Below are 13,969 nucleotides of genomic sequence, written 5' to 3'. Positions count from 1 at the left end.
GTCAGTCGTGCTTGATGGCTTCCAGGGCGCTGATCTTGACCGCCCGGTTGGCCGGGTAGAACCCGGACACGAGGCCCACGCCCACGGCAAACGCCATACCCAGCAGCACCAGCCAGGGCGGGATGACGGAGATGTCCATCATAGCGCCTTGGGCATCCATGCCGCCCATGGTGCCCGCCAGGAAATGGTTGAGGGCAAAGGAGAGTCCGTAGCTGATGCCGACTCCCAGGATGCCCCCCATGAGTCCGATGCTCCCCGCTTCCATCAGGAAGAGGCTGCGGATGTTGCCCACCTGGCAGCCCAGCACCTTCATGATGCCGATTTCGCGGGTCCGCTCGTAGATGGACATGATCATGGTGTTGGCGATGCCAAGCGCCGCCACCAGCATGGAGATGGCGCCCAGGCCGCCCAAAACCATCTGGATGTTCCGGGTGTAATCCTGCATGGCTTCCCGGCTCGAGGAGAGGCTCCAGGTGTCGTTGTAGCCCATGTCCTTGATGGCCTGCTCAATTTCCGCCACGTGGTCGATGTCGTCGGCCTTGACCCAGACGGTGGTATAGCCTTTTTCGGAGGCTCTGTCCTTGGCTGGGACCTTGTTGAGCTTGTCCCGCTCGTCCTGGAGCTTTTTGAGGAGTTTGATGTCCATCAGGATGCCGTAACCCGTTTCGGAACCCTTGTTAAAGTCCTCCTCCATGACGCCGATCACATTAAGCTTATATTCGTTCTTCTTTTTTGTCTTCGGCTTGGTGGAGCCGGAATCCTCCCCCGAGCCGGAGGAGGATTCCCCCGGGTCCAGGGAAAGGGGCGATACCGTCAGCTTGGGGCTGCCGTACATTACCATGCCGCCCCCCACCATTACGTCGCCGCCGGAGCTGGATTCGTCGTCATAGGTTTTGACCCGCATGAGGAGCGAATCGTTTAACATGTCCACAAAGGGCTTGGGGATGTTGCCGTTGGCGTCCGGTTCGGGCCACACCATGTTGTTATTGCCCTTTTTCTTGGTGTCGACAAACTGATAAGCGGCATTTTGGCCCACCCAGACCGTGGCCTCCTTGTCGTTTGGCTGTAAATAACGACCTTCCGAGAGCTTATAGCCGAAGGCTTCCATGGCGTTCACGTCAATTCCGGTGATACTCCCCTGGAACATGTAGCGCTCCTTTTTCCCGCTGACAATCTCCACCAGGTCATATTCCTCAATATGGGGGGTGACCGCCGCCACATGCTCCATAGATTTAAACGATTCCACAGCCTCGTCGTTGAGTTTCACATCATTCTGGCCCGCGCCGTAGTTATTGACGTAGATCAGCGTCAAATCTCCCATCTGTTTGAGCATTTCGTCCTGGCTGTTGGACATGCCCACGCCCAGAGAAATCATCACCACGATGGAACAGGTGCCGATGATGACGCCCGCCACCGTCAACAGGGTGCGCGCCTTCCGGCGGAAGAGGTTGCGCAGGCACATGGAGATTAGGTCAAATATCCTCATCATCCAGCTCCTTTTCCCGCTTCTCCTGGAGTTTCTTTCGTATAATCTTGGTGGCCACCACCGCGATAATGATCACCGCCACGGCGATGCCGCCGATAAGCCAGAAATTGACGCCCTTTTGGGGCTCCTCCGGCTGTTCTCCGATGGTCGGGTCGGTGGGGGGCATGGGCTCCATGCCGGGTTCGGCCGCCATGGCGGTGGTCTGGTAGTCCTGGGAAATCTCATATTGCTTGCCCATGGCGTCCTCATACTTGATGATGACTTTGAGATTGCAAACGCCCTCGTTTAAGGGGGAGATGTTGAATTCAAAGGTGTCGCTTTTGCCCGCCTGCATGTTGTCGAAGAGGGCCAGCTGTCCGGGATTCTGGATGTCGCCCTGGACTTCGGCGGAAATGTTCACGATGTCGCTTTTGCCCATGTTCTTAAAGGTCACGGAGGCCTCCGTCTCCTGCCCGATATACACCTCGGTGGGAATTTCCGCCTTGGCCACGGTGAAGCGGTCGGGCTGAATGGTGGAGATGGTCAGCACCTGGGCGTTGGACATCTCGTTGTATTTATCGTTGAGGAAATACTCATAGTCCATCTTGACGTTGACCTTCTGGGGCTTGGGCTCCACAGAGACGTCGGTATAGAATTTGATGACCTTGGTATAGCGGCCTTTTCCTTTGACTTCGGGTATGTAGAAGGAGCTGCTGGTGTTGACGGGGATGAAGGAGGTGTCTCCGTCCAGGGTGACCATGACATTTTTGAGGGTGGCGCCGCTGGTGTTGACAAAATTAAGGGTCAAGGAAAACTCATTGCCAGCCTCTACAGCCTGGCCGCCGCCGAAAACATAGCTGTCAATCATCAGATAGGGCTTGGGGATGGACTGCTCCTTATCCGGCTCCTCGGAATCATTGGGATTATCATCATCTGGGGTTTCATTTGGAACCTTGACATTTCTAATAACCCTAGATAAGGAGTGGGAATACATCACATCTATTCCCTTATTCATGGTACCGTCCTCATCAATTTTCGGGAATTTGTAGCGAACATCCACACCCAGAGAAGCCGGTTCTGTCCCGCTGAATTGGACTTTGGAAATTTTAATTTTGAACTTTACTTTTCCTTTGGATAATAATTCGTCTAAATTGTAAAATTTATCTTTATAATTTCCCTCATTCCAAGCGACCAGTGATGCTTCTGTTTCACCATTCACATAAAATTCTCCTGCCGACAAAGTGAGATCAAGAGATTGAATGTATGTATCACTCTCTAAAAAATCACTCAGAGCACTCAGCCACTGTTCTTCTGTTTTATATCCGTTAAATGCCATATAATCAGCGATTGTCAAATAGACATCGAAGGTATTGGAGGTCATATTGCCATTTTTATCTTTAGTCACTGTTGGAGTCTGAGAAAACATAACGGATTCAATAAATACATCCTCTGTTCCAGAAGGGGTATCAGTTGCGGGAGGATTGGGTTCCCCGCCCTCAGCGGCAAACGCCGTCGGCATGGCGGAAAAGAGGACCATCAGTGCCATCATCAGCGCCACGAGCGCGCTCAAACATCTTTTCATTGTACATTCTCCTTTGCCTGTATTGCTTCTGTGTCAGCTGTTGCCTGCAAAAGCCCGCTTTCTGACCCCTGCTTTGCCGCCTGGTCATCCCCCTCCGCCAGAGGGGGCACAATGGAAACATTGGGCTTGTCCGAATCGATCAGCCCATCGGTGATGTGGACAATCCGGTCGGCGAAAACTGAGATTTCCGGGTCGTGGGTGACAATGACCAGCGTCTGGTTATTCTTTCTTGCCATCTTAACCATCAGCTCCATGACCTCCATGGTGGTCTTGGTGTCCAGGTTGCCCGTCGGTTCGTCGGCGAACACGATCTTGGGCTTTGCCACAAAGGCCCGGGCGATACCCACCCGCTGCTGCTGGCCGCCGGACATCTGGGTCGGCTTGTGATAGATGCGGTTGCCAAGGCCCACCGCTTTGAGCATCGCTCTCGCCCGCTTGTTCCGTTTGGCGCGGGAGACCCCCTGATAGGTCAAAGGCATGGCCACATTTTCCAGCGCCGTGAGCCCCCCCATCAGGTTGTAGGACTGAAAGACAAAGCCCACGTTGCGCTGGCGGAACTTCGCTAATTTCCGCTCGCTGAGCTGGGTTACGTCCACGCCGCTGAGCAGCGCCTGGCCCCTTGTGGGCTTTTCCAGCCCCGCCAGCATGTTGAGCAAGGTGGATTTTCCGCTTCCTGACGTGCCGAGGATACAGCAGACTTCCCCCTTCTGGATTTCCAGGTCAATTTTTTGGAGGGCCACCACTTTTTCCGTTCCAATGCGGTACACTTTGCGGAGATTTTTTACCTCGATGATTGGCTTCAAGCTCTTGCCCCCTTCCAAAATTTACCCATTTACTTAACCATCTTAACCTTTGCTTCCCACCCAATTGTTAATAGAAAATGAATAATCTTCTTAAATTTTCCTTACGCTTTTGTTCCTCTCTTTCATGATGGAAAACAGCCGCCCTTCCCGACGACGCCAGATGGCAAAATTAGGACACACTATTTTCATAGTGCCGTTACCCTCTGTTTTTCTTTCATTTGCTGTACTATAATAGGGACAAAGTCCTTGTTCCCGCGCATTCTTATGGTTAAAGGAGGCGATACAATTGGAACAGCTCATCATCCGGCGGGGCGCTGACGAAATTCCGTACACCTTGGAGCGCAAAAAAGTCAAGAACATCAACGTGCGGATCACGAGCGACGGACAGGTCTTTGTTTCCGCGCCCAAGCGGTTGCCCTTTGCCTCCATTGAAAGTTTTCTTGCCCTCAAATTTGACTGGCTTCTCCTCCACACCCGCTTTCACACCCAAACCGAGCAGTTTACAAGCCCTGCCGACTGCGGCTTCGCCTTTTATCTGGGGAAGCGATATCCCCTGGTCGTCACCGTATATAAAAGGCCTGGGGCCCGGCTCTCGGGCGGGCTCCTACAAGTGTTTGTCCCCAACGCTTCCGACCCGGACTCTATTGACAGCGCTGTGCGGCGGTGGTATGAGGCCCAAGCCCAAATGGTGCTCAAAAGCCTCTATGATCAAGCGGCTCAACTCTTCTTTACCGGTGGTCGTGCGACACCTGAGCTACGTCTGCGGATGATGACGGCCAGTTTCGGAAACTGCAACCATACCAAAAACCGCATCACCCTCAATAAGCGTTTAATTCTTATGCCTCAGGAGTGCATCGAATATGTCATCATCCACGAATTCTGCCACACCCTCATCCCCAACCACAGTCCCGATTTCCACACCCTGGTGCGCAGCTTTGTACCTCAGGACAAGGAACGAAAGCTCCAGCTAAACGAGCTTTACCGCATCTACGGGCAGATGATGCAATAAGCGCCCCGGCAATAAACCGGGGCGCTTTTTCTCGGATTGTACGCTATTCCTCGTATTGCTGATAGAGCGCTACCACCCGCGCCCAGGTCAGAGGCCCCACCACGCCGTTGACCGGCAGGCCGCGTTCCCGCTGGATTTCCCGGACCGCCGCCTCGGTGGCGCTGTCAAAAGTGCCGGTGACCGTCACTGGCGAGATGGCAGGATCATTCTGGGAGATGACCACCAAAAATCGCTGGAGCGCCTGGACATCGTCTCCCGTCATCCCAAGGGACAGGTTCCGCCCCGGGTAGATTTCGTCGCTTTCAGAAAGGACCTCCTGGGGCAGATTGTGGATGATATCGTCGTAAACTTGGCTGATTTTGTACCAGGTGTCCCGGTCGACAACGCCGGTGGGCTCCATACCGAAAGCCTGCTGAAAGGTGCGCACCGCGCCCGCCGTCTCGGGGCCAAAGAAACCATCGGGGGTAATGAACGGGAACCGATCGTCGAAGTAGCCGATGACCGCCAGGTAGTACTGGATGGCCCTGACCTGGTTGCCGCTGTCCCCCTCCTTTAGCTCGGTGGCGTAAATCCGGTCCGCCTCCGACAGGCTGACCCCCTCGGAAGTGAGCTCCCCTAAATTCTTGACGCCGTTATAAATATATTTGATCTTGTACCAGGTGGCTTTGCCCACAATGCCATCCGCAGTCAAGTTGAAAATTTGCTGAAACTTGCGCACCGCCGCGTCGGTCTGCAAATTAAAGATGCCGTCGGTGGGAGAAACCCGGGGGATGGCGGGATAATTGTCGCCGATGCGGTTGAGTTGGCGCTGGATGGTGCGCACATCCTCCCCCGCGCTACCTAGCCGCAACGGGACCCCGGGATAAGAAGGGATATTCTCCTGGACCGGGGCGTTAAAAACAATGTTGATATCGTCCCCGTAGTAATACTGCAAGATCTCGTAAGGCACCATTCCCCGGTTGGCCAGCTCTACCGTCCCCCACTGGGACAGACCGTCACAGGTGCTGGTCGTGCCGTTGCAATACTGGGTGAAATAAGGGGCGATGCTTCCCTGCCGGACCACGTAGTTATTGAAAATATCGTCGACAATTTTGCTGATGTTGTCAAAAATGTCCCGGTTCTCCACAAAAAACTGGTCGTACTGGGTGGAGTTGGTAATGTCAAAGTCATAACCCCGGCTGCGGTACCACTCGGTATAGACCCGGTTGAGGGCAAAGGTAATCTGGGACAGAATATTGGCCCGGATAGCGCTTTCGGGCCAGGTGGGATAAATTTCACTGGAAGCCACGTTTTTGATATATTCAATAAAGGGGACGGTGATATTGCGGGCGGGCTGGTCCGGCCGGCCCAAATGGACGATGATGTTGGTGGGTATCGTGGGTATGGAATAGGTCGGCATGCATATCCCCCCTAATCCACCGGCAAATTGTTGGGAATCAGGCGCACCGGTAGGATGGACTTGACGCCGTCGAAAACCGGCGTGTTCTGATAGATTTGCTGATGAAAGTCCGGATGGGTGGCTGTGATATCGTAGGTGGAGAAGGGCTGCTCGGACGACGGGTACTGGGACAGGGATTTGTCCGGCGCCGGCAGGTTGATATTATCGGCAATGCCGTCGGCATCGGTGGTGAGCAGATAGAAATTCTGCTCTCCATCGCTGAAGGAGCGGTCCACCGAAATCTGTACGCCCTGGACCGGGAGGGCCATCCGACCGGTGAACACCTGCACTTTTAGGCTGCCCCAGTCTTTGTTTCGCTCCAAAAACTCCTGGTAGGTCATCGTTTCACTGACGGGGTTGGAACCCGCCTCCTTGCTGTTTTGCCCCATCTCCGGGATGGGGGCCGACGCGGCGACTTGCGGAGCGGGCATCGTAATCCTCACCCCTGCCTGTGGCGCGGCCTGAGAAGCCGTGGGAGACTGCGATGACGGATCCGGGTTTTCCTGCCTTATCATGGCGGCGCCCTGCTGGGTCTGACTTCCCGCCTGCGATTCCGGCTGGCCCGCGGGATTGCGCCCGCCGTTTGTCTGCGATGGCGGTTGAGGATCCGGCGTCGCTTGCGGGGGCCGGACAGGAGCCGTCGTCTGGATCGGACGGTTTGTCTGCACCGGTTGCGCTGATTGTATCGGCTGGGCCACGCGCGTCGGCTGGACCGGCTGAATCGGCTGGACCGCTTGAACCGGCTGTACCGCTTGAACTGGCTGGACCGCTTGAACCGGCTGGACCGCTTGAACCGGCTGGATCGCCTGGATCGGCTGGGCCGCGGCGGATCTGGGCTGTTTGGCCGCCATATCCATCATTTGTTGTTTATATTGCTCGACCATTCTCTCAAATTGCATATTTTCCATTGTCGTCCCTCCAAGTGCACATATACTACAATATAGTGTGGAGAAAGCGTTTATGTTCCAAAATTGCAAAAAAAGAGGGCCGCCGGTAGAAGCCGGCGGCCCTTTTATTCCAAGGATCTTGCATGATCAAATCTCTTTGTGGGCCGCCATTCGGTCGCAATAGGCGGCGAACTCCTCCCGGGGAAGGGCGGGGCTATAGAGGTATCCCTGATAGGAGCGGCAGCCCAGGCCAAGGAGAATATCCCGGATTTCTTCGTTTTCCACAAATTCGGCGATGACGGTAAAGCCCAAATTTTCCCCGAGGGAAATTACCGAGGAAATGATGTCGCAGCAGCGGGGATTGCGGACCACCTGGCGCACTAAGCTGCCGTCGAGCTTGACAAAGCGAAAACTGTTGTTTTTCAAATAGTTGAGGGATGTCTGTCCCATACTGAAGTCGTCGATGGCCATGAAAATCTGGTTTTCCCGCAGCCATTCAATATTTTCCCCGATGGTGGAAATATGCTCCACCGAGGATTCTTCCGTCACCTCTAAAGAGAGCAGGTCCTTGACGCCGTATTGCTCGGCCATCGCCACCACATGACGGACAAACGGGGTGCTCCCCAGCTGTTCCCCCGAAATATTGACGGAGATGAGGGCACCCGGCGGCAGATGGGACCGCATGAACTCCATGTCACGGCAGACGACGTCAAAAATACACCATGTCAGCTGGTCGAAACAGCCGTCCTTCTGGGCTAAGGCAATGAGAAGGGGCGGATACACCGCCTGTCCCCCATATTTCCAGCGCAGCAGCGCCTCCCCCCCGGTCACCTGGCCGTCAGCGTTGACCTGGGGCTGATAGTACATGGGGATAATCCCGTCGCTGATATCCCGGCGCAAACGGCTGACGAGGGTCTTGGCAATGACGCCCAAATTGTCGTGGCGGGAAAGATAGTCGGTATCCCGCCCCTCTGTCACGTCTTTTTTAAAGTGCTCGGTCAGCTCCGCCAGCATAAAGGATTCGTGTCCCCTTTGCAGCTTTTCCGAAAGCCGGACAAAGGGCAGATAAACAGCGGTACCGACCACCAATGTAACCAGCTGTACCAACGACCCCATCAGTGTGCCGGTGGCCACATAGCCGCTGAAAAAAATGGGGGTGGTCCAGGTTACCGTGGTGTTGACAATGGGGATGAGCCCCAGCACCGTGGCGCCGTAGGAAATCATCAGGGACAAAAGGGGCACCGCAATGAAGGGGATGAGCAGGATGGGATTGAGGACAATGGGCAGTCCGAAGACCACCACCTCGTTGACATTAAAAAGCACCAGCGGCGCCGCGGATTTGGCGAGCCGCCGGTTGTCGCGGTATCGGGAGGCGATGAGCAGGGCCACCACCAGGCAGATGGTGGTGCCGCTGCCGCCCATCATCACGAAGTTATCCAAAAAAGATTTGGAAATGATGGCGGTAGGATTGGTGTTGGCGGGGACAAGCAGCGCCTGGGCCACCTGATCCAGGGCGTTCCCGCCATGGACACCCAGCACCCACAAAAAGTTGAGCAGGAACACAAAAAGGGTTCCTGCGGCAAGCTCGCCCTGGATATGACCGAACAGGCCCAGCAGAGCGCCGGAAATCAGGTCATTAAAGTTGTCGATGCCGAACATGGAGGTTAAAAGCAAATTGGCTAAAATAAAAGCCATCACGCAAATGAGCAGCGGCATAATCGCGGCGATGGAAAGCCGGTAGCTCATGTCCGACCCCGCCGTATAGCTGCGGTAGCTCTGGGACATGTGGTCGCTCAACGCAAAGAAAAGCCGGGTGGCCAGAATGGCGCTGACCATGGCGGTAAAGACGCCGATGGAACCGAAGCTTGCCACCGTCAAGGACCCATCCACCCCGCCGAAGGAGCCCACAAAGCAGGCAAAGGAGGTGACCATGGCCATGATTTGCAGGGTGAGGTTCTGATTGGCAAAGAGGGAAGAATAATAATAGCTGATGCTCAGCACCAAATATCCCGACATAAAGCCAATGGTGGCATCGAAAATATAAAGCAGCAGCTTATCGAGGAAGCCGCCGGCGAAGGTAGTCAAAAACGCCTGCATCTGAGGCAGCGGAAAACTGCGGATCAGCAGGGCCAACGAGCCGGAAATGAGGATGGGAATCAAGAGAATGAATCCTTTTTTGATGGAGGACAACACGGAATTATTTTCTAAGGCATAGACCAGCCGCTCCACTTTTTGATACAACGCTTCACCCCTTCCCACCGATATCAGTCTTATTATACCATTGATTTGTCGTAACGTATAGATCGTTTCTAACGTACTCCACGATTCTATTATTTTTTCCTGCTTTTCAGCAGTTTCCGTATGCCTCTCCCCATGGTATAATAAACAGTAAAAAGTTTTTGGGGGGCATCATGATGCATCAACAGATACGAGAGCGTCTGCTGGCGCTTTCGGAGCCGGATTTTCAGCGTTTTACCAGCCGTCTCCTGCCTGGGGTGGGCAATATCCTGGGAGTACGTCTGCCCGCCTTACGCCGGCTAGCCAAGGAAATTGCCCGGGGGGACTGGCGGGCCTATCTCGACACCGCCGGCACATCCTCATTCGAAGAAATTATGCTCCAGGGCATGGTCATCGGTGCTGCCAGCGCTCCTGTGGAGGAGCTCCTATCCTCTATTGCCGCCTTTCTGCCCAAAATTGACAACTGGTCGGTTTGCGACAGCTTTTGCAGCGGGCTCAAGATGGCCCGCACGTATCCGGAAGAGGTTTGGTCCTTTCTCAAGCCTTATCTTGAAAGCCCCAAGGAGTTCGAGGCCCGCTTCGGGGCGGTCATGCTGCTCAATTACTTCGTTGACGAGGCCCACATCGGCCAGGTTCTCCCTTTGTTGGGGGCAGTTCCCGCCCAGGGATACTACGCCCGGATGGCGGTAGCTTGGGCACTATCCATTTGTTATCTCCACTTTCCCGAGAAAACCCTTGCTTTTTTGCGCCAGGGTGATCTAGACAATTTTACATACAACAAGGCTTTGCAAAAAATTGTGGAGTCCCAGTGTACCGACGCCGCTACCAAAGCAGTCATGCGGGCTATGAAGCGCCCTGAAGCGCCACGTACGGAACTTCCGGCCATGCGCTAAACCCCCGGTTTCCCCAAACAGGCGCTGGGGGTTCGGATCGGTCGAGCCCCTTGTCGCCGGTTACTGCTCAATTCGTGGGACGCCCCTCCTTCCGGACAAAAATTCAGTCAGGTGGCGGATGGGGCAACCGATGGGGATTCCCCCCAAATTCCCCTTGCTTTTTGTTCCCACCGCCCGCAAACGTCCTTCTCAAACTTACCCTAAAACTTATCACATTTTCATCGATTCGTCCCAGTAATGACAGACAGTTGTCCATTTTTCGCAGCTTTGTTTTTAATTTTTCCTAAGAGGGAGGCGGTCCCATTTTTACAATAAATTATAGCATAACGCCACTGGGTTCTCCCAATCATTTACAGTAGTATTCCATTCATTTTGGTAGGAATGCTTTCCAATATGGGGTGCTTTACGCACCCCGGCATCTCCAGTCCGTCTTTCATAGTAGCAACCGAGATATGCGCATTGATGATTCTTTGAGAGCACTAGCAAATGCCTAGTAAATCGATTTTATAAAAAAATTCACGCAAGCTCTTTTTGTTTAATTTTGTCGATTTCTGTCTAAAGTCACAAATATGAAGTCTTCTTCGTGGATATTCTTGTAAGAATAGCATAGAATTTCTCTAAAAGGAGTGATTTTATGACTAGAAAAAGGGAAAATTGCGACATAATCATCCATCCCATGCTAGTACGGCGCCGCTCCGAACTCGGTTACACACAGGAACATGTTGCCGAAAAATGTAATATTAGCGCTCGGCAATATCAGGCCTGGGAAAAAGGAGATTGTCTGCCAACTCTGCCCCATGCGATTCAGTTGGCAATTGTTCTGGATTTTAGCTTAGATTCTCTGAAAAAAGAGGTGAATTTGGATGCGGTTTCTTTACCTCGTGACTGATGGGCAGTTTGAGGATCCCGATATCGGTTGCTATCGGAGTTTTGGCCTCCACTGTTTTGCATGCGGTCCCCTGTCGCGTAAACTGGTTGTCTCTCTTCCAGACGTCTCCCCTGATGCCGACTTTGTTAAAAATCTCGCCGTACTTTTGACGAAAGGGCAACTTTACCCTGTGCATCTCCTTGATGTTGTCGTAGATTTTCTCGCCCTTCACTAGGACTTATCCCACCCCTACAAACTCCCGCGCCGTTGCATACAAAACTGCAACAGAAAAATCCCCGGCAGCTCCCGCAGGCAGCCGTCGGGGATTTTCTTTTCCGACAAGATTCGAGATCGAAACAATCCTATTCCTGGATCGCGTTAAACAGGTCGTTGAGCGCTTCGCTCATGGTCGGGTGGGTGTAAATATTGTCGCGGAGCACCGTGTAAGGCAGTCCCGCATCCATGGCGAGCTTGAGGATATTGATCACCTCGTACGACTCCTCGCAAAACAGATGGGCCCCCAATATCCGATTGGTGTCCGCGTCGATGACCGCCTTAAGCAGTCCCACCGGCTTTTGGAGCACCTGGGCCTTGGGGATGGCGGCCACCGGGAGCTTAGCGATCTTAACGGCATACCCTTGGGCCCTGGCCTCCTTCTCGCTGAGCCCCACCCGGGAGAAGGGCGGGTCGAGGAAGACACTGTAAGGCACCGCGCCCCGGTTGGCGGTGGTGCGGCTCCCATCTCCCAAGAGCTGGGATTTGACGATGCGGTAGTCGTCCAATGAGATGTAGGTAAACTGTAATCCCCCGGCCACATCGCCCATGGCCCAAATGTTGGGGGCTGTGGTGCGCAGATGCTCGTCGGTTTTGACAGCGCCCCGTTCCGTCAATTCCACACCCGCGGCTTCCAGATGCAATCCCGCCACGTTGGGACGCCGTCCGGTGGCCACCAGGACCGCTTCGGCTGAAAGGGTCCGCTCCCCGTCCGAAGTGGAGAGGGATACCTCCGCGTGGCCGTCCCCGTCGGTGACGCTTTCCACCTGGACACGGCGAAGCACCTGAATCCCCCGCTTTTCCAGGCTTTCCAACACGGCGGCTGCCACCTCCTCGTCCTCGCGGGGTAGGAAGGCTGCGCCGTCCTGAACGACGGTGACCTGGGAGCCGAAGTTTGCATACATGGAGGCAAACTCCATACCGATGTAACCGCCGCCGATGATGATCAGACGCTCTGGCAGGCGCTCAAGGTCCAGCATTGTCTCGCTCAGATAAACATAGCGGCTTTCTTTGAGCCCTGGAATGGGCGGGACAAAGGGGCGGGCGCCGGTGTTGATGAAGATTTGATCCGCTTCCAGCTCCTCCTTCCCCCCGTCCTGGAGGGCGACCGCCACGTGGTGGGCGTCCAGGAAGGAACCCTCGCCAGTCAAAACAGTGATATTGGGATGATCGGCCAGTTTGTGGTAATTTTTGCCCCGCAACATTTGCGTCATCCGGTTCTTTTGCTCGATGGCCATCTGATAGCGCCGGGCTTTTTCCTCAAAGGAGCCGCCCATGGCCGCGGAGAGCATGGCGCTGTGCACCAAAGACTTGGTGGGAAGGCAGGCCACGTTGATACAGGTGCCGCCGTACATTTTGTCGGAGCGCTCCACCATTACCACTTTTTTACCCGCTGCCGCCAGCGCTCCCGCTAATGTTTTTCCTCCCTTGCCAAAGCCAATGACCACTGCCTCTGTCTTTTTCATCATATTGTCCTTTCTGCGGCTTTCATGGCCGTCTGCTCTCGGTGTGTTGGCTGTTTGGTGCGGAAGATCTGCTCTTCCAGGTCCCGAATTGTCATCGTTTCCAGATGCTGTTTGCACTGACTATCCAATTGGGCATAAATGCCATCCATGAGCCGCGCCATCCCGGAGGCCACCAGGCATTCCATATGGGGATCGCCGCTTTTCCAGGAAGTGGAGACAAAGCAGGCTTCCACCGCTTCGCTGACCTGCCTGAGAGTGATCTTACCGGCCTCTCGGGCGATGGCACAACCGCCGCGTCCGCCTTCCTTGGTTGCTACAAGGCCCGCCCGGCTGAGCTTTGCCAGCACTTTGCGCACACGGGCGGGGTTGGTGCAGATGTTTTCCGCCAGCGCTTCGCTGGAAAGGGTGCATCCTTTGTGGCTCAAATAGACCAAGGCGTGCACCGCGATATTAAAATCACTGTTCATCCGCCTCATCCCCCTTGGCGATATCATAGGGCCAATCCACAATGCCGCCCATGTCGTAGACGTTCCGGTAGCCGATCTCCACCAGCTTATCCGACGCCTGCTTGCTCCGCACACCGGTGTGGCAGTACACCACCAACACCCCGTCCAGATCGGGCAGCGCTTCGGGTTGCTCGGACCCGATTCCCTCGTTGGGCACACAAATGGCCCCGGGGATGTGCCCCGCTTGGTATTCGTCGGTTCTCCGGACATCCACCACCGTCACATTCCCCTCGTCCATCATCCGCTTCCCTTCCTCCGCGGTAATTTTATGATAGGCTAAAACACTGGACTCCTGGGGGGAACCGCTCCCGCTGTGTGACCCGGAGGCCGCTTCCTTCCCGCCGCACCCCGCTAGCAGCAAAGTGAGCGCCGCCGCCAGCAGGACGCCGGTTCGTATCAGTCGATTCATCTGCACATCCCATTCCTTTCTGTGTTTCCATCGCTACTGACAGCTTCTAAGAGGTATAACCCTCCCTCTAACTGTAATTATAATTATTACAGTTATTTTTGTCAAGGCCTTTTGCAAAATTCTTTATCCGCC

13 protein-coding genes are annotated in these 13,969 nt (G+C 54.6%); 4 read left to right on the top strand and 9 right to left on the bottom strand.

The features are described 5' to 3' along the window. Position 1: 1 nt before the first annotated feature. Genes H8709_RS00600 through H8709_RS00590 form a run of 3 tightly spaced genes read right to left on the bottom strand, consistent with a single transcriptional unit; the run spans position 2 to position 3,850 of the window. Complete coding sequence (locus H8709_RS00600; protein WP_262396436.1) at positions 2-1,486, bottom strand: ABC transporter permease; 1,485 nt, start codon at positions 1,484-1,486, stop codon at positions 2-4. Beyond that, the gene (locus H8709_RS00595) at positions 1,473-3,047 is read right to left on the bottom strand and encodes a hypothetical protein (RefSeq protein ID WP_262396435.1); all 1,575 of its coding nucleotides are present in this window, start codon (positions 3,045-3,047) and stop codon (positions 1,473-1,475) included. The genes H8709_RS00600 and H8709_RS00595 overlap by 14 nt, the downstream gene beginning before the upstream one ends. Next, a complete protein-coding gene (locus H8709_RS00590) occupies positions 3,044-3,850 on the bottom strand; it encodes an ABC transporter ATP-binding protein (RefSeq protein ID WP_262396434.1) in 807 nt (268 codons plus the stop codon). Before H8709_RS00590 ends, H8709_RS00595 begins: the two co-directional genes overlap by 4 nt. Positions 3,851-4,136: 286 nt before the next feature. Between H8709_RS00590 and H8709_RS00585 the strand changes: the two genes are divergently transcribed. After that, positions 4,137-4,859, top strand: a complete 723-nt coding sequence (locus H8709_RS00585; protein WP_262396433.1) for a M48 family metallopeptidase — start codon at positions 4,137-4,139, stop codon at positions 4,857-4,859. 43 nt (positions 4,860-4,902) lie between these two features. On the opposite strand, the gene H8709_RS00580 is transcribed toward H8709_RS00585, so the two are convergent. The 3 genes from H8709_RS00580 to H8709_RS00570 all read right to left on the bottom strand — a co-directional run bounded on the left by H8709_RS00580 (position 4,903) and on the right by H8709_RS00570 (position 9,425). Continuing rightward, complete coding sequence (locus tag H8709_RS00580; RefSeq protein ID WP_262396432.1) at positions 4,903-6,258, bottom strand: peptidoglycan-binding protein; 1,356 nt, start codon at positions 6,256-6,258, stop codon at positions 4,903-4,905. 11 nt (positions 6,259-6,269) lie between these two features. Continuing rightward, positions 6,270-7,205 carry a hypothetical protein gene (locus H8709_RS00575; protein ID WP_262396431.1) on the bottom strand — a complete coding sequence of 312 codons (936 nt, stop codon included), beginning with the start codon at positions 7,203-7,205 and terminating at the stop codon, positions 6,270-6,272. A 126-nt stretch (positions 7,206-7,331) separates the two neighbouring features. Next, positions 7,332-9,425 (bottom strand): PTS sugar transporter subunit IIC/EAL domain-containing protein, encoded by a 2,094-nt coding sequence (locus H8709_RS00570; protein WP_262396430.1) that lies wholly within the window; start codon positions 9,423-9,425, stop codon positions 7,332-7,334. Between the two features lie 173 nt (positions 9,426-9,598). Here H8709_RS00570 and H8709_RS00565 point away from each other — a divergent pair, with 173 nt between their 5' ends. The 3 genes from H8709_RS00565 to H8709_RS11850 all read left to right on the top strand — a co-directional run bounded on the left by H8709_RS00565 (position 9,599) and on the right by H8709_RS11850 (position 11,418). Then, the gene (locus H8709_RS00565) at positions 9,599-10,315 is read left to right on the top strand and encodes a DNA alkylation repair protein (RefSeq protein WP_262396429.1); all 717 of its coding nucleotides are present in this window, start codon (positions 9,599-9,601) and stop codon (positions 10,313-10,315) included. A gap of 676 nt (positions 10,316-10,991) precedes the next feature. Continuing rightward, the gene (locus H8709_RS00560) at positions 10,992-11,204 is read left to right on the top strand and encodes a helix-turn-helix transcriptional regulator (RefSeq protein WP_262396428.1); all 213 of its coding nucleotides are present in this window, start codon (positions 10,992-10,994) and stop codon (positions 11,202-11,204) included. Next, on the top strand, positions 11,179-11,418 hold the full coding sequence (locus H8709_RS11850) for a DUF6514 family protein (protein WP_392391634.1): 240 nt from the start codon (positions 11,179-11,181) through the stop codon (positions 11,416-11,418). The genes H8709_RS00560 and H8709_RS11850 overlap by 26 nt, the downstream gene beginning before the upstream one ends. Positions 11,419-11,545: 127 nt before the next feature. Here H8709_RS11850 and H8709_RS00555 read toward each other — a convergent pair whose 3' ends face one another. The 3 genes from H8709_RS00555 to H8709_RS00545 are packed head-to-tail and all read right to left on the bottom strand — an operon-like array spanning position 11,546 to position 13,837. Further along, positions 11,546-12,922 (bottom strand): FAD-dependent oxidoreductase, encoded by a 1,377-nt coding sequence (locus H8709_RS00555; RefSeq protein WP_262396971.1) that lies wholly within the window; start codon positions 12,920-12,922, stop codon positions 11,546-11,548. Further along, a complete protein-coding gene (locus H8709_RS00550; protein ID WP_262396427.1) occupies positions 12,922-13,389 on the bottom strand; it encodes an RrF2 family transcriptional regulator in 468 nt (155 codons plus the stop codon). Before H8709_RS00550 ends, H8709_RS00555 begins: the two co-directional genes overlap by 1 nt. Beyond that, a complete protein-coding gene (locus tag H8709_RS00545) occupies positions 13,379-13,837 on the bottom strand; it encodes a rhodanese-like domain-containing protein (protein WP_262396426.1) in 459 nt (152 codons plus the stop codon). Before H8709_RS00545 ends, H8709_RS00550 begins: the two co-directional genes overlap by 11 nt. Positions 13,838-13,969 lie beyond the last annotated feature (132 nt).

The organism is Zongyangia hominis, from assembly GCF_014385095.1.
In the GTDB taxonomy this organism is placed as follows: Bacteria; Bacillota; Clostridia; order Oscillospirales; family Ruminococcaceae; genus Zongyangia; species Zongyangia hominis.
This window is presented reverse-complemented; position numbering and strand designations above follow the sequence as displayed.